The following is a 23,299-nucleotide window of genomic DNA, read 5'->3' as shown; positions in this document are numbered from 1 at the left end:
GAAACCGGGAATTAGACCCGTACCGGTAAGTCGAGCGGTCGATGAGTCTGAAGGTTTGACCGGGGGCACTTGAATGTCCTTCGCTTATCGTGATGCGCAGCCCGAGCTTTCGGCAAGAGTATTTGGCGGGTAAGTGCTGTTCGGCCAGCGCGTGAAGAAATCGTCCGCTTCGGCTAAAAGGCTGCGAACGAAGCGCCTGGTCAACCGGACAGGGCCGCTTTCCGCGACATCGGCGTCGGCAACCATCCAGTAGGACCGCATCAGCGACACCTCATCGGGGAGTACAGCCACCAGTTCGGGCGCATTTCGGGCCACGTAATCGGGCAGCACGCACAGACCGAAACCGGAAATCGTCGCGCTAAGCTGCGCTTGCAGGCTGCTGTTCTGCAGCCGCGCGCGAAGGTGCGGCTTGATCTCCGGCAAGTAGTTCAGCGCGCGCGTGAAGATGAGATCGTCGACGTAGCCGATAAAGGGATGGTCGCCCAGATCGTCGCGCGTGCGTATCGGCCGGGCACCAGCAAGGTAATCGGCTGAGGCATATACGAACAGGCGGTAATCGGTCAGGTGTTCTTGCACGATATTGCCGGTCTGCGGCAATGCCATCGTGATGGCGATGTCCGCCTCGCGCCGTGACAGTGCCACGATCTGTTGAATGGTGATCATTTCCAGCGACAACTGCGGATGGGCAGTCGCAAGCTCCCCGATACGCGATGCCAGAAAGAAGTTGCCGAACCCTTCCGGCGCGCTGATCCGCACCGCTCCTGTCAGCCCGTGCTGCTGTCCGGAGGCGGTCTCATCGATCTTCACCGCCTCTGCTTCGATCGCACTTGCCATCTCCAGTAGCGCCTCGCCATGCTGCGTCATGTTGTAGCCACGCGGATTGCGCTCGAACAACTTGAGGCCCAGCGCCGCTTCGAGCGCGGTGATCCTGCGGCTCACCGTTGCATGGTCGGACCCCGTCCGTCGCCCGGCAAGCGAGATGGTGCGCGAGCGCGCGACGGCGAGAAAGAAGCGCAAGTCGTTCCAGTTGAAGGCAGACATCTTGATGTTCAATCCTGCACAGATTTTGCGCCATATTGATTATTTTCGTGTTGATTTGTCGATGATAGGGCTGTGGTCAAGATGCAGTCAATTGCTGGCTGAAAGAAAAGGGAGACAAGGTCTTGGCTTCTATCATGCTCCCCCGCGCCATGCGTATCGGCAGTGGTGCCATCAACGAATTGCCGGAGGCACTGGGCCAGCTGGGCCTGAGTTCACCGGTTATTCTGACCGACGAATTCCTGGCAGGCAGCGGGGCTTTGGACAGGTTGCTGGACATCCTGAAGCGTGCGGACATTGCCGCACGGGCGTTCACCGAGGTTGTTCCCGATCCCACGGTCGCTGCGGTCGATGCGGCGGTCGATCTCCTGAAAGAAGGTGATCACGATTGCGTTATCGGGTTCGGTGGCGGAAGCCCGATCGACACGGCAAAAGCCGTTGCGATCCTTGGTTCGCGCGGGGGCACGATGCGGCAACGCAAGGCTCCACACCAGGAAAATGAGCCGGGCTTACCCATTATCGCCATCCCGACTACGGCGGGGACCGGATCGGAGGCGACCCGCTTTACGATCATCACCGACGAAGCGAATGATGAAAAGATGCTCTGCGCAGGGCTTGCCTACCTGCCGACGCTGGCCATCGTCGACTACGAACTGACACTTTCGAAACCAGCGCGGCTGACCGCCGATACGGGCATCGATGCGTTGACCCACGCGATGGAGGCGTACGTCTCCAAACTTGCAAGCCCGTTTTCCGACAGCATGGCGCTGGCAGCGATGCGGGCGATCTGGCCGAATCTGCGCCGAGTGTGTGAAAATCCGGGCGATCGCCACGCTCGCGAAGCGATGATGATCGGCTCATTGCAGGCAGGTATTGCCTTTTCGAACGCTTCGGTTGCGCTGGTTCACGGAATGAGCAGGCCGATCGGCGCGCATTTCCATGTGGCGCACGGCCTTTCCAATGCCATGCTGCTGCCCGTCGTAACCGCTTGGTCGGCGCCCGCCGCGCTGTCCCGCTATGCCGACTGCGCCAGGGCGATGGGGGTGACTGGTCCGGCGGAGGGCGATCAGGATGCTGTCGGTCACATGGTTGAGGCGCTTGGCGTGGTTAATCGCGACCTCGGCGTGCCCACGCCGAAAAGTTACGGCATCGACGAGGCTCGTTGGAACGAACTGCTGCCGATCATGGCGGAACAGGCACTGGCCTCCGGGTCGCCGGCCAACAACCCTCGAATTCCCAATCTTGACGAAATTCAGGCGCTTTACCGCGAAGCCTGGGTCTGAACGTCAGGACAATCAGAATTCAGGAGTCTTCATGACCAAAGCCAATGTGATCGAACATGTGATCTATGGGTACGATGCGGGCGCAAGTGATAACCGCTCGGACGTATTCAACCCTGCAACCGGCGAAGTTTCCGCACAGCTTGTCCTTGGTGGAGAGCAGGAGGTGAACCTTGCGGTCGCGGCTGCAAAGGATGCATTCCCGGCTTGGGCGGCGACACCGCCGCACGTGCGGGCGCGCGTGCTGTTTCAGCTGCGCGACCTGATCGAACGCGATCTCGACCGGCTCGCCGGTATCATTACCGCCGAACATGGCAAGGTGCACTCTGACGCGAAGGGTGAGGTGATCCGCGGGCTTGAAGTCGTCGAGTTTGCGTGCGGCATTCCGCAGATGATGAAGGGTGAATATTCGCAGCAGGTCGGCAACGGCATCGACGCGGTCTCATTCCGCCAACCCCTCGGTGTCGTTGCGGGGATAACCCCGTTCAACTTCCCGGCGATGGTTCCGATGTGGATGTTCCCGGTTGCGCTCGCCTGCGGCAACTGCTTCATCCTGAAGCCTTCCGAACGCGATCCGAGCCTGGCCAACGAAATCGCAGATCTCCTTGCCAAGGCGGGATTGCCAGACGGCGTTTTCCAGGTGGTTCACGGCGGCAAACCGGTCGTCGACGCGATCCTCGATCACCCTGATATCGAGGCGGTATCCTTCGTCGGTTCGACGCCGATCGCCGAATATGTGTATCGCCGGGGCTCCTCGGCGGGCAAGCGCGTGCAGGCACTCGGCGGGGCAAAGAACCACATGGTCATCATGCCCGATGCCGATCTCGACAAGGCGGTCGACGCGTTGATGGGTGCCGCTTATGGATCGGCCGGCGAACGCTGCATGGCCATTTCGGTTGCCGTGCCTGTGGGCAAGGAGACGGCGGATGCGCTGGTTGCAAGGCTGGCAACCAAGGTGCGCACGCTGAAGGTTGGAGCGGGTACGGATGACGAGGCGGAGATGGGGCCGCTTATCACCCGGGAACATGCTGAAAAGGTTCTGGGATACGTCGATATCGGCGTATCCGAAGGTGCGGACCTCGTCGTCGATGGACGCGGTCTGAAAATCCAGGGGTACGAAAACGGATTCTTCGTCGGCGGTTCCCTGTTCGACAATGTCACGCCGGACATGCGGATCTACAAAGAAGAAATCTTCGGGCCGGTCCTTTCGGTCGTACGGACGGAAAGTTTCGAGGCAGCGCTGGATCTCGTCAATGCCCACGAATTCGGCAACGGCACTTCCATTTTTACGCGAGATGGCGACACGGCGCAGGCATTCATGGGGCAGGTCCGGGTCGGCATGGTCGGTGTCAACGTGCCGATCCCGGTTCCGATGGCTTTCCATTCGTTCGGCGGCTGGAAGCGATCGTTGTTCGGCGATCACCATATGCATGGCCCCGAAGGCGTGCGCTTCTACACCCGGCTGAAGGCCGCGACCCTGCGCTGGCCGAAGGGTATCCGCGAAGGCGCGGAATTCGTCATGCCGACGTTGAAGTAGGAGGCGGCGAATGAACGATCAGCAAGCCGAACATGAAGTCGGGGCGGAAATCCGTGGGCGGCTTGGCATTCTAACGCTCAATCGTCCTAAGGCGCTGAATGCCGTGAATCGCGCAATGGTGGAGCGGCTCGATACCATTCTGACGAATTGGGCGCATGACAGCGACGTAGATGCTGTCATGCTGCGCAGCGTAAGCGAGCGCGCGTTCTGTGCCGGCGGTGACGTGCGGACGATCGGCGCGCCTGCCGATCCCAAGGAACGAATGGCGCTTGGCCGCGCGTTCTTCGGGACGGAGTATGGGGTCAACTACCGCATCAACTCCTATCCTAAGCCGTTCATCTCGCTGATCAATGGCATTGCTATGGGCGGGGGGCTGGGCCTTTCGATGCACGGCTCCCACCGCGTAGTCAGCGAGGATCTGCGGCTGGCCATGCCCGAAGCCATCCTCGGCCTGTTTCCGGATGTCGGCGCCACCTGGTTTCTCAATCGTTGCCAAGGCGCGGTGGGCAGGTATCTGGCGCTGATCGGTCCGCACCTCGGAGCCGCCGATGCACTGGCCGTGGGGCTGGCGACGCATCACGTGCTCAAGGCTAATTTCGATGCACTGATGGACGCTTTGGCGAAGGAGCCGTTGATCGACGCCTCGGTGGTCGAAACCACGTTGAACAGGCACTCGGCAACGCTGCCGGCTGGTAACCTAGCCCCTCAGATAGACCAGATCAACGAAATCTTCGGAAACGACGATCTCGATGCGGTTGTTGCACAGCTTCGCACTGAAGCTTCGACTGCAGGTTGGATTGCCGAGGCTTGTTCGGTCGTCGAACGCGCATCACCCACCAGTCTGCGGGCTACATGGCGGCGCATAGTGGAGGGACGCGGTCAAACTATCGAGCGCGTTCTGGCTGATGATTTCCGCATGGCGGTGCGGATCGTCGGGGGGCACGATTTCGCCGAAGGCGTACGGGCGATCCTGATCGACAAAGACCAATCTCCCAGCTGGCAGCCGGCCAATATCGCGGATGTCAGCCGGTCTGATATTGATGCGCTGTTGGCACCGTTTGAAGGCTCGGCGGAACTAACGCCTTCCTCCAGTCAGGCAAACGGATAACCGAATCCGTGCGTACCGTCGTGTTGGAGCAATGGGTCTGCGGAAGGAAAGTGGCCAGGGCAATTGCGGACGTGTGCTTGAAAAAGCTGTCCGCATCATGTGCGGCCAGATTCGACGGTGACGGGGATGGCGGTCTTTTCCGCCAAGATCTCCGGGCGCAGTGCAGCTACAAGTCCGGAGGCAATGAAATGCACCAGTTGGTCAGTCGGGTCTCCCGATTTTAGCTCGCTGTTTTTCAACCCGGTAATTCGCTTCAAACGCTCGCTCCCCGCGTGATTTACGACCAAGGCGCCTGTAGCGAAGTGGTAGGCTCGTGCGATCTGCGCTTTCGATGCTTTCGGCGCGGCTTTCTGGAGGAGCGCCATCGTCTTTTCAGCCAGTGGATCAAGGTGCTTTGCAACCACGCCGCGGTCGGCTTCATTCGGATCAAAGATCTCGCGCGCAAGCAATTGCGCAAACGGCTTGCCGTTCGGCATGTTGCTCAGCGTCATCATCGGGCCGACGAATGCCGCCGCGATCAAGAGGAAGGTCTGATAGATGTCAGGCTGGATTTCCACCTTTTGCAGCAGATCGTGTCGCTGAGCCTGAAACTGCGACATACGATGATCGAAGATCGCTTGATAGACACCCAGCTTGGTGTCGAAATGGTAGGTCACCAAGGCGAACGGCACTTCCGCCGCAGTGCCGATCTGGCGCATGGAAACACCGTCGTAACCGGAGGCGGAAAACAGCCGCTCCGCTTCACTCAGGATTCTCTTGCGGGTGAGCTCGCTACTCGGGCGAGGAACTCTTTTGCGCGGCATCAATCATCCTTTTGCCCTCAATGGATGGAAGATTGCTCCAAATCAACCGTACAAACAACGACGATAAACTCGGCAAGGCTTGCTATACGTAGAAAATAGCTGTACGTACAATCAAACTTTAGGTTTGACGATGCGGGGGTGGATTGCAAGCGTTTAGATCCGGGTAGTGACAAGGTCGCTCTGTGATCGAGGAAGCCGTGATAGGCTGGTTGGCTGTGCCGACACTGAAAACTGCCGGCGGCATTGAGATCGTATCGAAAATCGATCGGACTTCGAGATCATATATTTAGATATATATTTTATAAAATCATGAGGATACTGAGATGTGTAAAGTAATCATGGGCGGAACTCTAAGCTTGATTGCTCTCGCGGTTGCAACAAACGCGCACGCGCAAAGTGTCGCCCCGACCGACGCGGAAGTGCAGGCAGTCCAGCAGGATGACGGCCCTGTGATCGGCGAAATCGTCGTGACAGCGCAAAAGCGCTCTGAATCACTTCAGAAGGTCCCGCTTGCGATCACCGCTGTAACTTCCGCCGAGCTCGACCGAAGCGGCATCAATGATTTGCAAGGGGTCGTCGCTACAGTCCCGAACCTGAATCTGGGTCAGCAGTTGGGTATGGCCAAAATCGCGCTTCGTGGCATCGGCCTTGAGAATATCTCGGCGGGTGCGGAAGGCAGTATTGCGTTTCACCTGAATGGTGTGTTCCTGTCTCGGTCGATCGCCGCTCTTGCAAGCTTCTATGATGTCGAGCAGGTCGAAGTTCTGCGGGGGCCGCAGGGCACCCTTTATGGGCGTAATGCCACTGGCGGTTCGATCAATATAAACACGCGAGAGCCGACGTGGAACTCATCCGGCTATTTCCGTCTTACTGCCGGCAATTATGGCCGCGTCACGACCGAAGGGGCAGTGAGTGGCGAGATTGTCCCGGATGTACTGGCGGCGCGGATCGCATTCCAGACGCAGGATCGGGACGGTTTTGGCGAAAATACCGTGACCGGCACGGAAATCGACGATCTTCGCACACGGGCCATCAGGGGAACCCTGCTTTTCACGCCGACAGACCGCCTGTCGGTGAATGTAAAGGCCGACTATTTTCATGAGAAGGACCGGGCGGGCGGCTATCACGCGCTGGGCGCTGCGGGATTCGAGCAGATTGGCGGGCCCGACGGTCCGATTACGCCGATTGTTCCTGTGGGCATTCAATGGGGCGGTTCATACCCCACGAACTTGCGTGACATAAGTAACGAGGAAGATCCGCGCAACAATGTCGAATTCTGGGGAGTAAGCGGCAAGATAAGCTACGAGCTTTCGAGCGATATCGAACTCAGCTCGCTGACGGCTTATCGCTGGACCAACAACAGTGCGCAAACTGACCTGGATGCCACTGGCATCGCGGTCGCCAAGCAGTTCCAATATGAATTGAGCAAGCAATTCAGTCAGGAGTTTCAGCTTTCAGGGCAGGCCAACCGGCTGACATGGTTGCTGGGCGTATATTACTTCCATGAGAATGATGCGGGTTATCAGTTCACGCCGTTCAATAACGCGAGTCCGGCAGTCGGCTTTCCTATGCCCGGCACTTTCGTGCAGGGTTATCTGGCCAAGGGGTACATCAAGACCGATGCTGTGGCCGTTTTCGGGCAGGGCAGTTATGAAGTCACCGATGATCTCACGCTGACTCTCGGCGCGCGTTACAGTTCGGAAAAGAAGACTGACCACGACGAGCTGTCGTTCGACGTCCTCACGCCTTATACCGGACCGCAGGGCTTTCCCGATCCGCTGGGGGTTGCCGATCGTAGCAAGCGCTGGAAGTCGTTTACTCCGCGTGTGGCCATCGATTATCAGGTCACGCCTGATGCATTGCTCTATGCATCATGGTCGAAGGGATTCAAGTCGGGCACTTACAATCTGGGTGCCTTGCAGGATCCGGTCGTTCCAGAGCGGATAAGTGCTTTCGAGGCCGGTGTCAAATCGCAGCTTTTCAACCGCAGACTGCGGCTCAATCTTGCTGGTTTCTATTACGACTATAAGGACCTCCAGATCGGCAAGGTCGTTGGTGCCCAGCTGGCGTTGGAGAATGCGGCAACGGCCGAAATCTACGGACTTGAAGCGGAACTTCGCGCGACCGTTACGGAAAACTTCGAGATCAATGCCAACGGCGCCTGGCTGCATGCCCGTTTCGACGAGTATACCAGCGAGGATCCATCAAGTGCCTATCTCGGTGAGATCGATCTTTCCGGCAATGCCCTGTCGCAGGCTCCAGACTTTACGGCTGCTGCCGGTGCGCAGTACCGCATTCCCTCGAACCTTGGCGATTTCACGTTGCGCGGCGAAGTCGCATGGCGGGATCGTACCTACTTCACTCCGTTCAACGTCGATTATGTCAGCCAGCCCGCGAACACCAAGTTCAACGCTTTTCTGAACTGGGAATCGAATGACGGGGACTGGAACGGACAACTGTTCATGAAGAACATCACGAACAAGACCGTAATCGCCAACAGTCTCATCAGCTGGGTCGGTGTGGGTTTTGGCGTCAACGGATATCTGGAAGAGCCGAGGACTTATGGCGTGACTGTCGGGCACAGGTTCTAAGGCTCCGCGTGAACCCGGGCACCGGGGCCCCGGTCCGGGACGCAAATCGCGCTTGGGCCGGGGGCTAGGTCATCCGCTTATGGTGGGGTGGGATTGAGGCGGCCGTATTACGTCCGTCGCGTCGCCCACTGGGTTCGGCCGCTAAGCGCAGTGATTTGACGCGGTCGGGTTGCAGAAGTATATAAATTGTACGTTCAATCAATTAGGGTTTTCCGATGAGTAACGCTGTTATCGTAGGCTGGGGTCATACCAAATTCGGCAAGTTTGATGCCTTGTCGCTGGAAGATCTGATCGTATCTGCCGCGCGCGAAGCGATCGAGGATTCCGGGATCGACGCAGCTGAGATCGACGCCGTGTGGCTCGGCCAGTTCAATTCGGGGCTGGTGCCTGACGGCTTTTGTTCGTCCATGATCCACGGTGCAGACCCGGCTCTGCGTTTCAAGCCGGCGATCCGCTGTGAGAACGCCTGTGCATCGGGCGCCGCGGCACTCTATTCCGCGCTGGACGCGATCGATTCCGGCCGGATCCGTGCAGCATTGGTAGTGGGCGCCGAAAAGATGACGGGGCTCGACACCGCTGGTGTGACAAAGGCGCTTTCGGGCGGCAGCTACCAGCGTGAAGAGAGCGGAGTTACCTTCCCCGAAATCTTCGCACACTATGCACGGGCATACGCACAGGAATATCAGGACCCGTCCGAGGGCATGGCCCGGATCGCGGTCAAGAACCATGGCAATGCGATGCGCAATCCGCTGGCGCAGATGCACAAGCCGATCGATCTCGACTTTGCCCTCAATGTCTCGGATCGCAATCCGATGATCGCATCACCGCTCAAGCTGAGCGATTGCTCGCTTGTCTCCGATGGCGCGGCGGCCCTTGTCGTCGTGCACCGCGATCTGCTCGATCAGTTTCGACGAGCCGTGGGTTTCCGCGCGGTTGCGCAAGTCAACGATCTGCTGCCGCTTTCCGCAAAGCGCCTCGTTGATTTTGAAGGTCCTGGCCGCGCGTTCGCACAGGCCTATGCGCAGGCCGGATTGAGGGTCGATGACATCGACTTTGCCGAAGTTCACGATTGTTTCACGATCGCCGAATTGCTGACGATGGAAGCCATGGGACTCGCGGATCGCGGTAAGGCGTCTGCCGCGTTGGCAGATGGCGTGACCGAGCGTGACGGACGTCTTCCGATCAATGTGTCGGGCGGCCTCAAGTCGAAGGGGCACCCCGTCGGCGCAACCGGTATTTCGATGCACGTAACTGCCGCCCGGCTTTTGACGAACGAGGCTGGCGACATGAACCTTCCGCAGACCCCGGACATCGGTCTGTGCTTCAACATGGGCGGTGGCGCAGTGGCAAGTTGCGTATCGATCCTCGAACAGGTCAAGGGTTAGCGGCGTGGCGAGCAAGGTATTCCCCGATGCCGCCGCCGCACTCGACGGGCTGCTGTTCGACGGTATGCAGATCTGTTCCGGGGGCTTCGGCGTTTGCGGCATTCCCGAACGGTTGATCGATGTCCTGGTCGAAAGCGGCGTGCGCGATATTACGATTGCTTCGAACAATTGCGGCATCGACGGCGTCGGGCTCGGCAAATTGCTGCTCACCAAACAGATCCGCAAAATGATGAGTTCCTATATTGGCGGTAATGCGGAGTTCGAGCGGCAGTTTCTAAGCGGTGAACTGGAACTGGAATTCTGTCCGCAAGGCACCCTTGCCGAACGTTGCCGCGCCGGGGGCGCGGGCATCCCGGCATTCTACACCCGCACCGGCGTGGGAACCCTGGTCGCCGAAGGCAAGGAAGTGCGCAACTTTGGCGGCGAAGACTACCTCATGGAACGGGGAATCTTTGCGGATCTCGCCATAGTGAAGGCGTGGAAGGCGGACGAGAGCGGAAACCTGATTTTCCGCAAGACCGCCCGTAACTTCAACGAAGTGATGGCCACTGCGGCCAAAGTCTGTGTCGCCGAAGTGGAAGAAATCGTCCCTACCGGTTGCCTGGAGCCTGACTCCATCCATATTCCAGGGATCTACGTAAAGCGGCTGGTCTGCGGCGCGCCTTACGACAAGGTCATCGAATTTCGAACGACCCGTACTGAGGACGCTGTCTGATGGGCTGGAGCAGGGACCAGATCGCGGCCCGTGCCGCGCAGGAAATCGGTGACGGCTATTACGTCAACCTCGGCATCGGTATACCGACACTCGTTGTCGATCACATCGGGCCGGATCAGGACGTTACGTTTCACAGCGAAAACGGACTGCTCGGCATGGGGCCGTTCCCGCTTGAGCACGAGGTCGATGCCGATCTCATCAATGCTGGCAAGCAGACAATTACCGAAACGGCGAACAGCGCATACTTCGGGTCGGCGAGCAGCTTTGCAATGGTGCGTGGAGGCCATCTGGATATAACTATCCTGGGTGCCATGGAGGTTTCCGAAGGCGGGGATATCGCCAACTGGATGATCCCCGGAAAGTCCATCAAGGGCATGGGGGGTGCGATGGATCTGGTCGCCGGCGTGCGCCGCGTAATCGTCACCATGGAGCATGTTTCGAAGGACGGCACGCCCAAGTTCGTACGCGAATGCGCACTGCCGCTGACCGGCGTCAACTGCGTCGACATGATCGTCACGGACCTTTGCGTATTCGCCCGCGAAGACCGTCAATCTCCGTTCCAACTGATCGAACTCGCGCCAAACGTCACTCTCGATCACGTCAAAACCAACACCCGGGCATTTTTCGAAGCGTAGAGCAGGCCGGTGATGCCTGATACGAAATTACGCACTCTTACGCGCCCAACACTCAGGACCTCGCCGGGCGGAGCAACATCGGTACATTCACACTGCGCCCTTTTCCTGTCGTTGGCTTTTCAATTCAAAGTCAGTCGCACGCGCGGAGGAATTTCGTCCTTTGCAGTCGGCGCAGATACGGGAAAGAGAAGGGATATGGTTCGGCAATGCAGAACGCTTATCCGCGGAGCCGCGATGTTAAGCATCGATCCCGATATTGGCGACTTGCCTTGCGGTGACATTCTGATCGTCGATGATCGCATTGCCGAAATCGCCCCATCGATCTCTGCGGATGACGCGGAAATAGTCGATGCTTCCGGCATGATTGCCAGCTCTGGCTTTGTCGATACGCACCGCCATACCTGGCAGACCCAACTCAAAGGGGTCGCCATCGACTGGAGCCTGTTCGATTACGTCTGTCTGATGCGATCGATGTATTCAGTCTGTTACAATGCCGAAGACGCGTATCTTGGCAATTATGCAGGTTCGCTGGAGGCGATCAACGCGGGCATCACCTGCCTTGCCGATCACAGTCATCTCCAGATCAGCGAAGCGCATTCGGACGGGCTGGTTCAGGGGATGGAAGATTCCGGCATTCGCGGAATCCTCTGTTACGGCGTCTATCGCAACCCGAAATATGTACCGGGGGATGCGCTTACCGAACAAATAATCGCCGGAGACGTCGCAGGTCCACTCGAAGATTTTCAGAAGTGCAATGCGCAACGCATCCGGGAAAAGTTCTTCCCGTCGAATGATGGCCGGTTGCAGTTCGGCATAGCCAGTAGCGAATTTACTGTCGCCACGGACCCGCAATCCATGATCGACGAGGTCCGCTGGTCGAGGACATTGGAGCCCGCCTGGATCAGCATGCATGTGGGGTTCGGTGTGAATGAGAATTTCCGGGTTGTCCCGACCCTGCATCAGCAAGGCCTCATGAACGATGATCTACTGCTTGTTCACGGCTCGTTTCTGACGGACGGCGATCTCGCTCTTGTCCGTGATTTTGGCGGTGCGCTGTCTACCACGCCGGAAACCGAGTTACAGATGGGCATGGGCTATCCGGTGCTCGAACGCGCGGCGGCGTGCGGCATGATGCCGTCTCTCGGCATTGACATTGCTTCCAATTTTGCAGGCGACATGTCCGCGCAAATGCGGCTGATGCTGCAAACCATGCGTTTTCGTCACTACGAAACGGCCAATGCCGGTCTGCCCGTTGCTTCGCGGTATGCTGCGCGAAACATGCTGGAATTCGCGACCCTGGGTGGCGCGCGTGCAATGGGCTTGGACGGCTATACTGGCAGCCTGACGCCAGGCAAGAAAGCCGACATCATCCTGCCCGACACGAAGAGCGTGAACATGAGTCCGGTGGCAGACCCGGTCGCGGCGCTCGTCTTCTATGCCGATGTGGCCGACATCAATTCTGTCTGGATCGATGGCGTTGCCCGCAAGCGTCATGGCCGCCTGACGGGCGTGGACTGGAAGGCTGTACGCGGGAACCTCGAAAAATCGCGGGACCGGATCATGCACGGTTACAGCAAGATATCCGAAGATGTCGTTCGGCAGGCCTGGTCGCCGCATTGGGGAGTAGGTCTGACAACGCCGACGATCGGTCCGGCAAGCTGACTATCCGAGATCCGCTCATGCTCACTATGCGCGTGAGTTTTGCCAATTCGCGGAGATTGGCGACTGCCGCCTACCGAAATTTCCGGCGTGTTCGCGCCCCTTACAACATCATGGAGACAAGTCTTGAACCAGAGCCGAATGAATATCGAGCTACAATCCACACTCCGGAAAACGGGTGAGGTTGAACTTCGTCTGGTGGAACAGGAACTTGCCGAACCGGCACGGGACGAGATTGTCGTAAAGCTGCTCGCTACGCCTTTCCATCCTGCGGACATGAGCCTGATGTTTGCACGCGCCGACGTGGCTACGGCAAAGACGGTCGTGTGCGGCGACAGGTCAATAACGAAGCTCCAATGTTCCGAAGGAGCCGCTCAGGCGCAGTCTGCTCGCCGGGACTTGCCGATGGCCGTGGGAATGGAAGGGGCCGGTGAAGTCGTCGCTGCAGGTTCCGATCATGCGGCACAGGCGCTTATCGGTCGGGTCGTCGCGATCATGGGTGGCGGAATGTACGCGCGCTACCGCATTGTCCGCGCGGCCGACGCTCTTGTCATGCCCGATGGTGTCGTGCCGTCGGAAGCGGCCGCGGCCCATATCAACCCGCTGACCGCTCTCGGGATGATTGAAACGATGCGGATTGAGGGCTTTTCCGGCCTGGTTCATACTGCGGCATCTTCGACCGTCGGGCAAATCCTGTGCCGCTTGTGCGATGAGAGCAAGATTCCGCTCGTCAATATCGTGCGCAGGTCCGAGCAGGTCGACTTGCTGCGTTCGATTGGTGCAGAACATGTCTGCGACACAAGCGATCCCGGTTTCGAGGACGGCCTGCTGCGGGCGTTGCAGCAAACGGGCGCGACCCTAGCTTTCGATGCAACCGGCGGCGGCGATCTGGCAAGCCGCATACTGGCGCTCATGGAGCGGGCAAACGCACCGCAAGGCGGGTATCACCACTACGGTTCTGCCGTGCGGAAGAAAGTGATGATCTACGGCACTCTCGATCCCAGCCCGCTGATGTTGCTGAAAAATTATGGGCTGGCCTGGGAGATAGGTGGCTATCTCGTCTATCATTTCATGGACCGGATCGGCACCGAAGGCGTCGACCGCCTGAAGGACAAGATCGCAGCCGGGATCAAGACGACTTTCGCGGTAAATTACAGCAGAACCATATCTCTCGCCGATGCTTGCGATCCAGCAACACTCAATGAGGCGGGAAGACGCGCAACAGGCGAGAAGTTCCTCATTGATCCCAGTCTCTAAGAGTCTGATTCAAAATTATCCGGTTTAATTTCATAGTCTTGCGATGCGGCGGGTGAAGAGCTGTATTGAGGCGATGAAGAGCCATGCGGTTGCCGATGCGATGGTCTGTGAGTAGCCCCTAGATTTCTGGACGCCTTCCGCTTTCAAAATCTGCTGTCGCTCGAACTCGACGGGCGACAGCATTACAACACGCTGCGTCCGCACAGTTCGCTCGGCTACCAGCCGCCAGCCCCAGAAACGATCTTGCCTCGTCCTGCCGGCCTGACCTACGCTGCGCTCCGGTCAGTCCACCAGGACGACCACGTTCGCCGGAACTCTAACTTATCCGGTGGACCACCCTGATGGGGCAGGCCAATGGCGCGCGGTGAGTCCTTAAGGGACCCGGTCTCCGCTGTCTGATTTACGGCGGCACTAATATTGGCGAGGACCACGCAGTGATGCTATCCAACGGGACCAATGATCAGAACACTCCGGCAACTCGTCGGCGCTCCTAGCGCTTATACCAACCTGCGGTGAGGCTGACTCACGTGGGGGATTCCCAAACTGGTGAAAGTCTGAATCTATGGTGCCCTGGATATGGAGGGCGTGACCATGGGATCAGCGATCGGCTTGCGGGATGATTTTGAAGGAGCAGCCTTGAGGCGATTGGCGCGCGGGTCGAAGTGCGCGAAACAGACCCGTCGGCTTTTGGCGTTGGCCGAGATTTACGACGGCGGTAGCCGGGCTTCAGCGGCGCGGATCGGTGGGGTGGGTTTGCAGATCGTGCGTGACTGGGGGGTCCGGTTTAACGCCCAAGGCCCCGATGGTCTACTTGACGGCAAGGCACCGGGCAAACCGTCGCGGCTCAACGATGCTCAGCAGCGGGCGCTCGTCGAGGCGGTCGAGCGCGGTCCGATCCCGGCGATCCATGGCGTTGTCCGCTGGCGGCTGATCGATCTGGTCCAGTGGCTGCATGAGGAATTTGCAGTGTCGCTCGATGAAACGACCGTGGGGCGCGCGTTGAGGAAGCTGGGCTACGTCAAGCTGACGGCGCGACCGCGCCATCATGCCCAGAACGAACTTGCCATGGAAGCCTTCAAAAAGGGGGCTTTGCCGCCGAGCTGGCAAAGGTCAGAACAGCCCTCCCGAGAGGCACGCCCATAGAGATATGGTTCCAGGACGAAGCCCGTATTGGCCAGAAGAACAAGATCACGCGCCGCTGGGCCAGGCGCGGGACGCGGCCATCGGCCCCAAAGGATCAGCGGACGAAATCAGCCTATATCTTTGGCGCGATCTGCCCGCAACAGGGCAAGGGCGCAGGGCTGGTGCTGCCCTTTTGCAATACCGAAACCATGGCGCTGCATCTGACCGAAATATCGCTCATGGTCGCCCCCGGGGCTCATGCGGCCGTGCTGATGGATCAGGCCGGTTGGCACACGACCGGCAAGCTCTTCGTGCCCGACAACATCAGCATCATCGCGCTGCCAGCCAAATGTCCCGAGCTGAACCCGGTCGAAAATATCTGGCAGTTCATGCGCGATAACTGGCTATCGAACCGCGTCTTCACATCCCACGACAACATCGTCGACCACTGCTGCGAGGCGTGGAACAAGCTCGTCGATCAACCATGGCGCATCATGACCATCGGACGCCGCAAATGGGCGCGTGGGTCGTGATCAATGCAGGTTGGTATGAGTCGGCTAATATCGTGATCTGTTAGTAGTATAGACAAGCCAACCTTTCATGCTTGTTTCATGGGGCGGTCAAGAGCGCGCCCTAAGTTATTGAAAAGATGGTGGGCGCGGCAAGGATTGAACTTGCGACCCCACCCGTGTGAAGGGTGTGCTCTACCACTGAGCTACGCGCCCGCCGGTTGGTCAGGGGTGAAATGAATCACTCGCCCCGGCAGAGGCGCGCCTTTGCCAGAGCGCGAAGCCGTTGACAAGCACTGCGTTGGCGCTAGAGGCCCGAACCTATGACCGAAGACAGCAACAACACGCCTGAAAGCCCCGAAACTCCGGCGACCGGTGGCAGCGACGTGCCGCCCGATCACCTGGCGATCGATCCGCGCAGCGAGCATTTCGATGCAGACACGCTGCGCCGCGGCGTCGGTATCCGGTTCAAGGGCGCGGTGCGCACCAATATCGAGGAATACAACATCCCCGAAGGCTGGGTGCGCGTGCAGGCCGGCAAGACCATGGACCGCAAGGGCCGCCCGCTGACGATCAAGCTGTCAGGCCCGGTCGAGGCCTGGTTCGAAGACCTTGGCGACAACCCGCCGGTCAACAAGGCTGGCTAAGCTTTCTTGCGCCGTTCTTGCATTTAGCTTGCAAGGTGGCGCGTTGAACGCCACCTGAGGCTCCATGCTACCCGAAGTCGTCATCATCGGACGCCCCAATGTGGGCAAGTCGACCCTGTGGAACAGGCTCGTCGGCAAGAAACTCGCCCTGGTAGATGACCAGCCGGGGGTCACGCGCGACCGCCGTTTCGGCGAAGCCGAACTGCTGGGCCTGAAATTCCAGATCGTCGATACGGCGGGTTGGGAAGACGACGAGGCCGAAACGCTTCCGGGCCGCATGCGCAAGCAGACCGAGGCGGCACTGGTGGGCGCGGCGATGGCGTTGTTCGTGATCGATTCGCGTGCAGGCGTCACGCCGCTCGACGAAGAGATCGCCCGCTGGCTGCGCGAACAGAGCGTGCCGGTGGTGCTCGTTGCCAACAAGGCCGAGGGCAAGGCAGGCGATGCGGGGCTATATGAAAGCTTCGCGCTGGGTTTTGGCGATCCGGTCGCACTCTCTGCCGAACATGGCGAAGGCGTTGCCGACCTGTTCGAGGCTATTCTGCCAATCCTTGATCCGCTGCAGCCTGAAGAGGCTTTTCCCGAAGAGGACGACGGCGAGGAAAAGCCGCTTGGCCCGTTGAAGCTGGCGATCGTCGGCCGCCCGAATGCGGGCAAGTCGACGCTGATCAACCGGCTGCTGCAGGAAGACCGCCTGCTGACCGGACCGGAAGCGGGCATCACCCGCGATTCGATCACCATCGACTGGCATTGGACCGATCCGCGCGATGGCGTGATGCGCGATGTGAAGCTGATCGACACCGCCGGCATGCGCAAGCGCGCCCGCGTGGTCGACAAGCTGGAGCGCATGGCCGTCGCCGACGCGCGCCACGCAGTCGATTTCGCCGAAGTCGTCGTGCTGCTGCTGGATGCGACGCTGGGTCTTGAACATCAGGACCTGAAGATCGCGGCCCATGCGGTGGAGGAAGGCCGCGCCCTGATCGTCGCCATCAACAAATGGGACGTTGCGGCGGAGCCCTCTGCCCTGTTCAACGGCATCCGCGCCGCGCTGGATGAAGGTCTGGCGCAGGTGCGCGGCGTGCCCTTAGTCGCCGTGTCGGCGAAGACGGGGAAGGGCACGGACCAGCTGCTGCAGGCTGCGCACGACATTCGCGAACAGTGGAATCGCCGCGTGCCGACCTCTGGCCTCAACCGCTGGTTCGACGATGCGCTGGCCGCCAATCCGCCGCCAGCACCGGGCGGCAAGCGGATCAAGATGCGTTATATCACCCAGATCGGCGCGCGCCCGCCGCGCTTCGTTATCTTCGGTTCGCGGCTTGACCAATTGCCTGAAAGCTATCGCCGCTATCTGGTGAACGGCATTCGCCGCGACCTGGGATTCGGGGCGGTGCCGGTGCGCCTCAATCTGCGCAGCGCGAAAAACCCCTACGCGAAGGACTGAGGCGTCAGCTGGCGCTGGCCTCGCTGCAAAGCCGGTCGAATTCCTCTGCGCTCAGATGGGCGCGCAGCGTGTCGCTGTTTTCCGACCATTGCGCCGTCGGGTCCGACCGCAGCGCACAGACCGCGCGCAGCGCATCGCCGCGGCCGGCTATGTCGCGATAGGGGGGCAGCCCCTCGATCCGCACCCCATGGCCATCGACCCGGCCAGCGACGCTGCCCACGAATTCGCTTTCCGGCCCCCTGACCAGCAGGTCGCCGCTGGCGGCATCGGTTTCGATCGTGGTCGGCGCGTGTGCGGACAGGGCAAGCCACAGGCCGATCAGCACGGTCGTGCCCAACAGCACGATCGCGGTCAGCATCGCCCATTTGAAACGTCTGGCGCGCGCCGCCTTCAGCGCCGCGCCGATCGGTGTCGGCGTGGCGGGGCGGCCTTCTTCCCAACTGTCCGTGGGCGTGTGTTCTTCCACGCTCAGCCCTCGGCGGGCTTGCTCTGGATCTGGACGTAGTTGGGCAGGCCCATCCGCTCGATCATCTCGAACTGGGTTTCGAGGAAGTCGACATGCTCCTCCTCGCTCTCAAGGATACGCTCGAAAATCTCGCGGCTCACATAGTCGCGCACGCTTTCGGAATATTCGACCGCATCGCGCAGCAGCGGGATCGCCTCCATCTCCAGCGCGAGATCGGCCTTGAGGATCTCCTCGACCGTTTCGCCGACCTTCAGCTTGTGCATCGCCTGGAAATTGGGAAGCCCGTCGAGGAAGAGAATGCGCTCCGCCAGAATATCGGCGTGCTTCATCTCGTCGATCGATTCCTCGCGCTCCTTGTCGGCCAGCTTCTCGATGCCCCAATGGTGCAGCACGCGATAATGCAGCCAGTACTGGTTGATCGCGGTGAGTTCGTTGGTGAGCGCCTTGTTGAGGTACTCGACGACTTTGGGATCGGATTTCATGGCAGCGGATATCCTTGCAGCTTTTGGCCCCTGCCGCCCGTCATGGCCAATCGGGTGCACCCGATGCAAGCATTATCGCTCCTTGTGCAGGCCTGTCGCCCGCGCTTCGCGGTGAATGTCGATTCGGTAGCGTACTCACGCAGCGCGGGCGCGCTCCTCGTCGAGGATCTCGTCTGCTTCCTCGAAGCACTGGCGGCACTGCGGCTCCAGCCCCATGCAGCGATAGACCGCTTCGGCCCCTCCGCAGCAGCCGCGGGCGGCGCTCCTCAGGTCAGCTTCGCGGACAGCGTTGCAGATGCATACGATCATCTTGGAATCCAGCCTCTCATGCGGCCTTTGTGGCCTCTCGAATCAAGTTCTAATGAGAATTGATTGCAAAAGCAAGGATGATGCAAGCCGCTCGCAATAAGCGTGCGGCCAAGCGTGTCCGGCATGCGGCCTGATGCCCCCGGCTTATGCGAATTTTGTGTTTGTCGTCCGGAATTTGGGGAAATCCCGGTGCGGTTAACCCAAAATTAGGTTTGAGCAGCAAGATTAGGGGCAAGTCGAAATTGCACAGGGGGAATACTGGTGCGCGTTCTTGCATTGGCATCACAGAAGGGCGGTTCGGGTAAGACCACGCTGTCTGGCCATCTCGCCGTCCAGGCCCAGCGCGCGGGCGCCGGCCCGGTCGTGCTTATCGATATTGACCCTCAGGGTTCGCTTGCCGACTGGTGGAACGAGCGTGAGGATGAATTCCCCGCCTTTGCCCAGACCGCCGTGGCGCGCCTCGCGCAGGATTTGCAGATGCTGCGGCAGCAGGGTTTCAAGCTGGCCGTGATCGACACGCCGCCCGCCATCACCATGGCCATCCAGTCGGTGATCTCGGTCGCCGAACTTGTCGTCGTGCCGACTCGTCCCAGCCCGCACGACCTTCGCGCCGTGGGTGCCACCGTTGACATCTGCGCCCGTGCGAACAAGCCTCTGGTCTTTGTCGTGAACTCCGCCCTTTCAAAGGCGCGCATCACGTCTGAAGCCGCCGCTGCGCTGGCGCAATACGGCACCGTCGCCCCGGTGGTGCTGCATCACCGCACCGATTTCGCGGCATCGATGATCGACGGCCGCACCGTGATGGAGATCGATCCGCACGGCCGTTCCGCGCAGGAAATGGAACAGCTCTGGGCTTTCCTGTCCGAGCGTCTGGAAAAGAACTTCCGCCGCAATGTCTTTGCCGGCCAGCAGGGCCCGGCCCCGGCAGCCGGTGCACCGCGCACGGGTGGTGGCTTTGGCCGCCGCGCGGCCGGTTCGTAAGCGGGGGCAGCCATGAACGGAGTGACCATGCAATCGATGCCTTCAGGTCTGCTCGCCAAGAAAGGCGCGGCAAAGCCGGCGATGCGTCGCCAGAACCAGATTCAGCAGGCCGGTTTCGGCAACGGCAGCCTTGCAGGCATGTCGGGCTGGCTGACCGGCGCCGAAGACGACTGCGGCTGGAACGACATGGGCGATACGCCCCAGGCGGCACCTGCTGCCAGCGTCATCGGCCTGACGCCCGTCAAGGATACCGGCGATTCGCTCTATCTTCATTCGAACGGTGAAGACTGGGACGAAGCCGAAGGTTATGACGAGGATCAGCGCGCCGAACCCGGCTGGCAGCCCGCCGCGCCCGTCTCGTCCGCACCGCTTGCCGCCAATCCGGTCGGCGCGATGCAGGACCGCCTGCGCGATGTCGCCGCCCCGACGCCGGCTTATGCCGCCCCGGCACCTGCCGCGGCCTATTCGGCTCCCGTCTACGACGAACCGGCTGGCCCGGTTGGCCTGTTCGGTCATATCAAGGCGGGCGTTGCGCATTTCTTCGCAATGATCTTCGGTCGCGGTCCGATCCTCGTCGTGCACCCCGATCACAAGCTGCGCGAGATGATCCTGGACGCTGCCGCCCGCGAAGGCGTCAGCGAAGCCGAGATCGCCGAACGCGCGATTGCCAAATATTGCAAACCGGCCAAGAGCGGCTTTACCTCGAACGTGATGGGCAACGCGTAAGCGCCGCCCCCACGACGATAAGACGCGAAAACGTCCAGTTCGAAACAGGGACATAAGTCAGATGACCACGAGCTTCCGCAAGACCGGCGCCGCAGCATGCGCCCTGATCGCCCCGCTGGCGCTGGGACTGGCGCTGCCCGGTGCCGCCCATGCCCGCGACAATGCCGAAAAGGCAGAGCGGGCGCTGGACCGGGAAAATGCCGACAAGGCAGTGTCTTATGCCGAGCGTGCCGTGGTCGAAAACCCGCGCGATCCGCAGCTGCGCGTGCTGCTGGGCCAGGCTTACCTCAAGGCTGGGCGCATGGTTTCGGCCCGCGACTCGCTTGCCTCGGCGGTGGAGCTGGGCGACATCAGCCCGCGCACCGCGCTGATGCTGTCGCTGGCGCAGGTCGGCTCGGGTGAACAGCGTCTCGCGATCGGCACGATCAACATGCAGGGCAGTGCCATTCCGGCGGCCGATCGCGGACTCGCTCTCGCCCTCGCGGGTGAAACCGCGCGCGGCGTCGAAGTGCTGTCCTCGGACATTCGCGCTGGCAATAATACGCCGAAGAGCCGCCAGAACCTCGCCTATGCGCTGGCCCTCGATGGCCGCTGGCGCGAAGCGCGCGCCATGGCCGCGCAGGATGTGCCCGCTGGTGAAATCGGCGCGCGCATCACCGAATGGGCCAGCACCGCCCGCGTCGACATGTATGCCCAGCGCATTGCCGCGCTGATGGGCACCGATGCGGTGGATGATGGCGGCATGCCGACCCATCTCGCGCTTTCGAATTCGGCTCCGGCGATGCCGGCTGCCAAGCCCGCACCGAAGATGGCCGAGGCCGAGCTGCCGCCCGTGGCAAAGCCTGCCCCGGTGGCGAAGCCCGCGCCCGCGGCGAAGTCCGCTCCGGTGAAGATTGCCGAGGCCGCTCCGGTCAAGCCCGCGCCAAAGTCTGCCGCTGCTCCTGCGCCTGTCGCAAAGCCTGCGCCGAAGCCCGAGCCGGTCATCGTCGCTGCGCTTCCGCCCGAGCCGGTCAAGCCTGCGCCGAGCAAGCCCGCAGCGACCAAGCCTGCCGCTGAAAAGCCGCAGATGGTCTCGCTCGCCGTGATCCAGCCGCAGGCCTCCAAGGTTGCCGAAAAGCCCGCTCCGGCCGCGAAGCCCACGCCCAAGCCCGTGGTCGTCGCATCCGCGAAGCCCGCACCCAAGCCGGCCGCAAAGCCTGCAGCCAAACCGGTCCTGCCAACGCCCGCCGCCAGCGGTACCCATGTCGCGCAGCTCGGCTCCTATGCCAGCGAAGACGCGGCGCAGGCAGGCTGGAAGGTGTTTCAGTCGCGCTATGCGAACCTTCGCGGCGCAAAGCCGGTGATCACGAAGGCCAGCGTCGAGGGCAAGGACTACTGGCGCGTCGCGGCAGGCGGCTTCGATTCGAAGTCGGCCTATCAGATGTGCACGGCGGTGAAGGCGAGCGGCAATGGCTGCATCCCGATCGCCATGAAGACCGACGGTTCGAACGGCACTGCAGCGCCCAAACAGCGCCTTGCCAAGGCCGACTGAGCCAACTCGACATCCCTGATGGACGGGAACGGGGCCTGCCGCATGCGGTGGGCCCCGTTTTTATGGTGTCGATCAGCCTTTGGGCTTGATCGGGCGGATCAGCCCTTCCTGCGCGGTCGACGCGACCAGCCTGCCATCGCGGGTATAGAATGATCCGCGATTGAACCCGCGCGCGTTTCCGGCCCACGGGGAATCAAGCGCATAAAGCAGCCAGTCGTCGGCGCGCGCATCGCAGTGGAACCAGATCGCGTGATCAAGGCTCGCCGGGCGCACCTTTGCGGATGTCGTCAGGGAAATATCGTGCGGGAAAAGCGAGGCGGACAGCAGACCGTAATCGCTGAGATAGGTAAGGACGAGGCGATGGATTGCCGGATCGTCGGGGAGCGGCGCCATGACCTTGAACCAGACGAATGCAGGTGCGTTCGAAAGCTGCCCCGACAAAAAGCGATCGCCCGGAATGCGGACCTCATAGCCGCGATTGCGCCGAAGATTGCTGAAGCCGTCCTTGTCGCCGGTCAGGCGGCGGATCACTTCGTCCTCCCGCTCCAGATCTTCGGGGCCGGGAACATCGGGCATGGGCGCGGCGTGTTCATAGCCGTCTTCGTGACGGTGAAAAGAGGCAATGAGATTGAGAATCGGCACGCCGTTCTGCGCCGCGATCACCCGGCGGTTTGAAAAGCTGCCGCCGTCGAAATCGCGCTCTACCGAAAATTCGATCCGATAATCCTCGTTCCCGCCGCGCAGGAAATAGGCGTGCAGCGAATGCGGACGGCGATCATCCGCGACTGTGAGTTGCGCCGCTGCCAGTGCCTGCGCCACCACCTGCCCGCCGAAAATGCGACCGATCCCGCCCAGCTTCCGTTGGCCGAGAAAATGGTTCTCGGTCTGTTGCTCCAGCGTGAGCAGTCTGACTAGCTCCGCGACCTTTTCGGTCTCGCTCATGCCTTCGGGGAAGGGTTGTTCATCGTTTTCCATTGCCGTCCGAGATGGCGTGGGAGCCGGGTCCCGTCAATGTTGCACCTGCGATAAGAATTGCCCCCGCCAGCCGCGCTCGGGAATTGCGGCTGGCGGGGGCGT

General features: G+C 60.7%; 21 protein-coding genes, 1 tRNA gene and 1 pseudogene. 16 read left to right on the top strand and 7 right to left on the bottom strand.

Annotation, left to right across the window (positions count from 1 at the left end; genetic code table 11):
- Positions 1 to 84 precede the first annotated feature (84 nt).
- Positions 85 to 1,041 (bottom strand): LysR family transcriptional regulator, encoded by a 957-nt coding sequence (locus A9D13_RS01250; protein WP_082922024.1) that lies wholly within the window; start codon positions 1,039 to 1,041, stop codon positions 85 to 87.
- Between the two features lie 122 nt (positions 1,042 to 1,163).
- Between A9D13_RS01250 and A9D13_RS01245 the strand changes: the two genes are divergently transcribed.
- Genes A9D13_RS01245 through A9D13_RS01235 form a run of 3 tightly spaced genes read left to right on the top strand, consistent with a single transcriptional unit; the run spans position 1,164 to position 4,963 of the window.
- Positions 1,164 to 2,321, top strand: coding sequence for an iron-containing alcohol dehydrogenase (locus A9D13_RS01245; RefSeq protein ID WP_066768970.1), 1,158 nt, complete (start codon positions 1,164 to 1,166; stop codon positions 2,319 to 2,321).
- A 31-nt stretch (positions 2,322 to 2,352) separates the two neighbouring features.
- On the top strand, positions 2,353 to 3,855 hold the full coding sequence (locus A9D13_RS01240) for a CoA-acylating methylmalonate-semialdehyde dehydrogenase (protein ID WP_066768963.1): 1,503 nt from the start codon (positions 2,353 to 2,355) through the stop codon (positions 3,853 to 3,855).
- A 10-nt stretch (positions 3,856 to 3,865) separates the two neighbouring features.
- Entirely contained in the window at positions 3,866 to 4,963 is a 1,098-nt protein-coding gene (locus tag A9D13_RS01235) for an enoyl-CoA hydratase/isomerase family protein (RefSeq protein ID WP_066768961.1), read from the top strand.
- 95 nt (positions 4,964 to 5,058) lie between these two features.
- Here the strand turns inward: A9D13_RS01235 and A9D13_RS01230 are convergent, their stop codons facing one another.
- The gene (locus tag A9D13_RS01230) at positions 5,059 to 5,766 is read right to left on the bottom strand and encodes a TetR/AcrR family transcriptional regulator (protein WP_082922012.1); all 708 of its coding nucleotides are present in this window, start codon (positions 5,764 to 5,766) and stop codon (positions 5,059 to 5,061) included.
- Between the two features lie 323 nt (positions 5,767 to 6,089).
- Here A9D13_RS01230 and A9D13_RS01225 point away from each other — a divergent pair, with 323 nt between their 5' ends.
- From A9D13_RS01225 to A9D13_RS19960, 8 genes and pseudogenes are all read left to right on the top strand, one after another.
- Entirely contained in the window at positions 6,090 to 8,357 is a 2,268-nt protein-coding gene (locus A9D13_RS01225; RefSeq protein ID WP_066768955.1) for a TonB-dependent receptor, read from the top strand.
- Between the two features lie 215 nt (positions 8,358 to 8,572).
- Entirely contained in the window at positions 8,573 to 9,742 is a 1,170-nt protein-coding gene (locus A9D13_RS01220) for a thiolase domain-containing protein (RefSeq protein WP_066768952.1), read from the top strand.
- Positions 9,743 to 9,746: 4 nt separating this feature from the next.
- On the top strand, positions 9,747 to 10,457 hold the full coding sequence (locus A9D13_RS01215) for a CoA transferase subunit A (RefSeq protein WP_066768949.1): 711 nt from the start codon (positions 9,747 to 9,749) through the stop codon (positions 10,455 to 10,457).
- Positions 10,457 to 11,092: a 3-oxoacid CoA-transferase subunit B gene (locus tag A9D13_RS01210; protein WP_066768940.1), complete on the top strand. Its 636-nt coding sequence runs from the start codon at positions 10,457 to 10,459 to the stop codon at positions 11,090 to 11,092. The genes A9D13_RS01215 and A9D13_RS01210 overlap by 1 nt, the downstream gene beginning before the upstream one ends.
- A gap of 195 nt (positions 11,093 to 11,287) precedes the next feature.
- Positions 11,288 to 12,754 (top strand): amidohydrolase family protein, encoded by a 1,467-nt coding sequence (locus tag A9D13_RS01205; RefSeq protein ID WP_066768936.1) that lies wholly within the window; start codon positions 11,288 to 11,290, stop codon positions 12,752 to 12,754.
- Positions 12,755 to 12,877: 123 nt separating this feature from the next.
- On the top strand, positions 12,878 to 14,008 hold the full coding sequence (locus A9D13_RS01200; protein ID WP_156521850.1) for an MDR/zinc-dependent alcohol dehydrogenase-like family protein: 1,131 nt from the start codon (positions 12,878 to 12,880) through the stop codon (positions 14,006 to 14,008).
- Between the two features lie 174 nt (positions 14,009 to 14,182).
- Positions 14,183 to 14,257 (top strand): annotated as a pseudogene (locus A9D13_RS21370) (integrase core domain-containing protein); the annotation flags it as partial.
- A 342-nt stretch (positions 14,258 to 14,599) separates the two neighbouring features.
- Positions 14,600 to 15,663, top strand: a protein-coding gene (locus A9D13_RS19960) for an IS630 family transposase (protein ID WP_172808069.1) whose coding sequence is annotated in 2 segments (ribosomal slippage) — positions 14,600 to 15,091 and positions 15,094 to 15,663 — 1,062 coding nt in all. Because the reading frame shifts where the segments join, the coding sequence is not laid out codon by codon here.
- A 117-nt stretch (positions 15,664 to 15,780) separates the two neighbouring features.
- Here A9D13_RS19960 and A9D13_RS01185 read toward each other — a convergent pair.
- A tRNA-Val gene (locus A9D13_RS01185) sits at positions 15,781 to 15,855 on the bottom strand.
- A 107-nt stretch (positions 15,856 to 15,962) separates the two neighbouring features.
- Between A9D13_RS01185 and A9D13_RS01180 the strand changes: the two genes are divergently transcribed.
- Together A9D13_RS01180 and der are read left to right on the top strand one after the other, a co-directional pair.
- Positions 15,963 to 16,286, top strand: coding sequence for a DUF3297 family protein (locus A9D13_RS01180; RefSeq protein WP_066768930.1), 324 nt, complete (start codon positions 15,963 to 15,965; stop codon positions 16,284 to 16,286).
- Between the two features lie 64 nt (positions 16,287 to 16,350).
- Positions 16,351 to 17,727: a ribosome biogenesis GTPase Der gene (gene der / locus A9D13_RS01175; protein WP_066768927.1), complete on the top strand. Its 1,377-nt coding sequence runs from the start codon at positions 16,351 to 16,353 to the stop codon at positions 17,725 to 17,727.
- A 4-nt stretch (positions 17,728 to 17,731) separates the two neighbouring features.
- On the opposite strand, the gene A9D13_RS01170 is transcribed toward der, so the two are convergent.
- The 3 genes from A9D13_RS01170 to A9D13_RS01160 all read right to left on the bottom strand — a co-directional run bounded on the left by A9D13_RS01170 (position 17,732) and on the right by A9D13_RS01160 (position 18,984).
- Entirely contained in the window at positions 17,732 to 18,193 is a 462-nt protein-coding gene (locus A9D13_RS01170; RefSeq protein ID WP_066768925.1) for a hypothetical protein, read from the bottom strand.
- A 2-nt stretch (positions 18,194 to 18,195) separates the two neighbouring features.
- Positions 18,196 to 18,675 (bottom strand): bacterioferritin, encoded by a 480-nt coding sequence (gene bfr / locus A9D13_RS01165; RefSeq protein ID WP_066768922.1) that lies wholly within the window; start codon positions 18,673 to 18,675, stop codon positions 18,196 to 18,198.
- 135 nt (positions 18,676 to 18,810) lie between these two features.
- On the bottom strand, positions 18,811 to 18,984 hold the full coding sequence (locus A9D13_RS01160; RefSeq protein WP_066768920.1) for a (2Fe-2S)-binding protein: 174 nt from the start codon (positions 18,982 to 18,984) through the stop codon (positions 18,811 to 18,813).
- Between the two features lie 261 nt (positions 18,985 to 19,245).
- On the opposite strand from A9D13_RS01160, the gene A9D13_RS01155 reads away from it, so the two are divergent.
- The 3 genes from A9D13_RS01155 to A9D13_RS21225 all read left to right on the top strand — a co-directional run bounded on the left by A9D13_RS01155 (position 19,246) and on the right by A9D13_RS21225 (position 22,222).
- On the top strand, positions 19,246 to 19,965 hold the full coding sequence (locus tag A9D13_RS01155) for a ParA family protein (protein WP_066768918.1): 720 nt from the start codon (positions 19,246 to 19,248) through the stop codon (positions 19,963 to 19,965).
- Positions 19,966 to 19,977: 12 nt separating this feature from the next.
- Positions 19,978 to 20,691, top strand: a complete 714-nt coding sequence (locus A9D13_RS01150; protein ID WP_156521848.1) for a hypothetical protein — start codon at positions 19,978 to 19,980, stop codon at positions 20,689 to 20,691.
- 61 nt (positions 20,692 to 20,752) lie between these two features.
- Complete coding sequence (locus A9D13_RS21225) at positions 20,753 to 22,222, top strand: SPOR domain-containing protein (RefSeq protein WP_066768912.1); 1,470 nt, start codon at positions 20,753 to 20,755, stop codon at positions 22,220 to 22,222.
- A 72-nt stretch (positions 22,223 to 22,294) separates the two neighbouring features.
- Here the strand turns inward: A9D13_RS21225 and A9D13_RS01140 are convergent, their stop codons facing one another.
- On the bottom strand, positions 22,295 to 23,197 hold the full coding sequence (locus A9D13_RS01140) for an acyl-CoA thioesterase (protein ID WP_066768909.1): 903 nt from the start codon (positions 23,195 to 23,197) through the stop codon (positions 22,295 to 22,297).
- Between the last annotated feature and the right edge of the window lie 102 nt (positions 23,198 to 23,299).

The sequence above is a fragment of the Croceicoccus mobilis genome (assembly GCF_001661965.1).
GTDB lineage: Bacteria > Pseudomonadota > Alphaproteobacteria > Sphingomonadales > Sphingomonadaceae > Croceicoccus > Croceicoccus mobilis.
This window is presented reverse-complemented; position numbering and strand designations above follow the sequence as displayed.

Bases quoted from the DNA above. Each gene is read 5' to 3' on its own strand.
- A9D13_RS01250 (WP_082922024.1), bottom strand. From the start codon at position 1,041: ATGTCTGCCTTCAACTGGAACGACTTGCGCTTCTTTCTCGCCGTCGCG.
- A9D13_RS01240 (WP_066768963.1), top strand. From the start codon at position 2,353: ATGACCAAAGCCAATGTGATCGAACATGTGATCTATGGGTACGATGCG.
- A9D13_RS01235 (WP_066768961.1), top strand. From the start codon at position 3,866: ATGAACGATCAGCAAGCCGAACATGAAGTCGGGGCGGAAATCCGTGGG.
- A9D13_RS01230 (WP_082922012.1), bottom strand. From the start codon at position 5,766: ATGCCGCGCAAAAGAGTTCCTCGCCCGAGTAGCGAGCTCACCCGCAAG.
- A9D13_RS01225 (WP_066768955.1), top strand. From the start codon at position 6,090: ATGTGTAAAGTAATCATGGGCGGAACTCTAAGCTTGATTGCTCTCGCG.
- A9D13_RS01220 (WP_066768952.1), top strand. From the start codon at position 8,573: ATGAGTAACGCTGTTATCGTAGGCTGGGGTCATACCAAATTCGGCAAG.
- A9D13_RS01210 (WP_066768940.1), top strand. From the start codon at position 10,457: ATGGGCTGGAGCAGGGACCAGATCGCGGCCCGTGCCGCGCAGGAAATC.
- A9D13_RS01205 (WP_066768936.1), top strand. From the start codon at position 11,288: ATGGTTCGGCAATGCAGAACGCTTATCCGCGGAGCCGCGATGTTAAGC.
- A9D13_RS01180 (WP_066768930.1), top strand. From the start codon at position 15,963: ATGACCGAAGACAGCAACAACACGCCTGAAAGCCCCGAAACTCCGGCG.
- der (WP_066768927.1), top strand. From the start codon at position 16,351: ATGCTACCCGAAGTCGTCATCATCGGACGCCCCAATGTGGGCAAGTCG.
- bfr (WP_066768922.1), bottom strand. From the start codon at position 18,675: ATGAAATCCGATCCCAAAGTCGTCGAGTACCTCAACAAGGCGCTCACC.
- A9D13_RS01160 (WP_066768920.1), bottom strand. From the start codon at position 18,984: ATGATCGTATGCATCTGCAACGCTGTCCGCGAAGCTGACCTGAGGAGC.
- A9D13_RS01150 (WP_156521848.1), top strand. From the start codon at position 19,978: ATGAACGGAGTGACCATGCAATCGATGCCTTCAGGTCTGCTCGCCAAG.
- A9D13_RS21225 (WP_066768912.1), top strand. From the start codon at position 20,753: ATGACCACGAGCTTCCGCAAGACCGGCGCCGCAGCATGCGCCCTGATC.
- A9D13_RS01140 (WP_066768909.1), bottom strand. From the start codon at position 23,197: ATGGAAAACGATGAACAACCCTTCCCCGAAGGCATGAGCGAGACCGAA.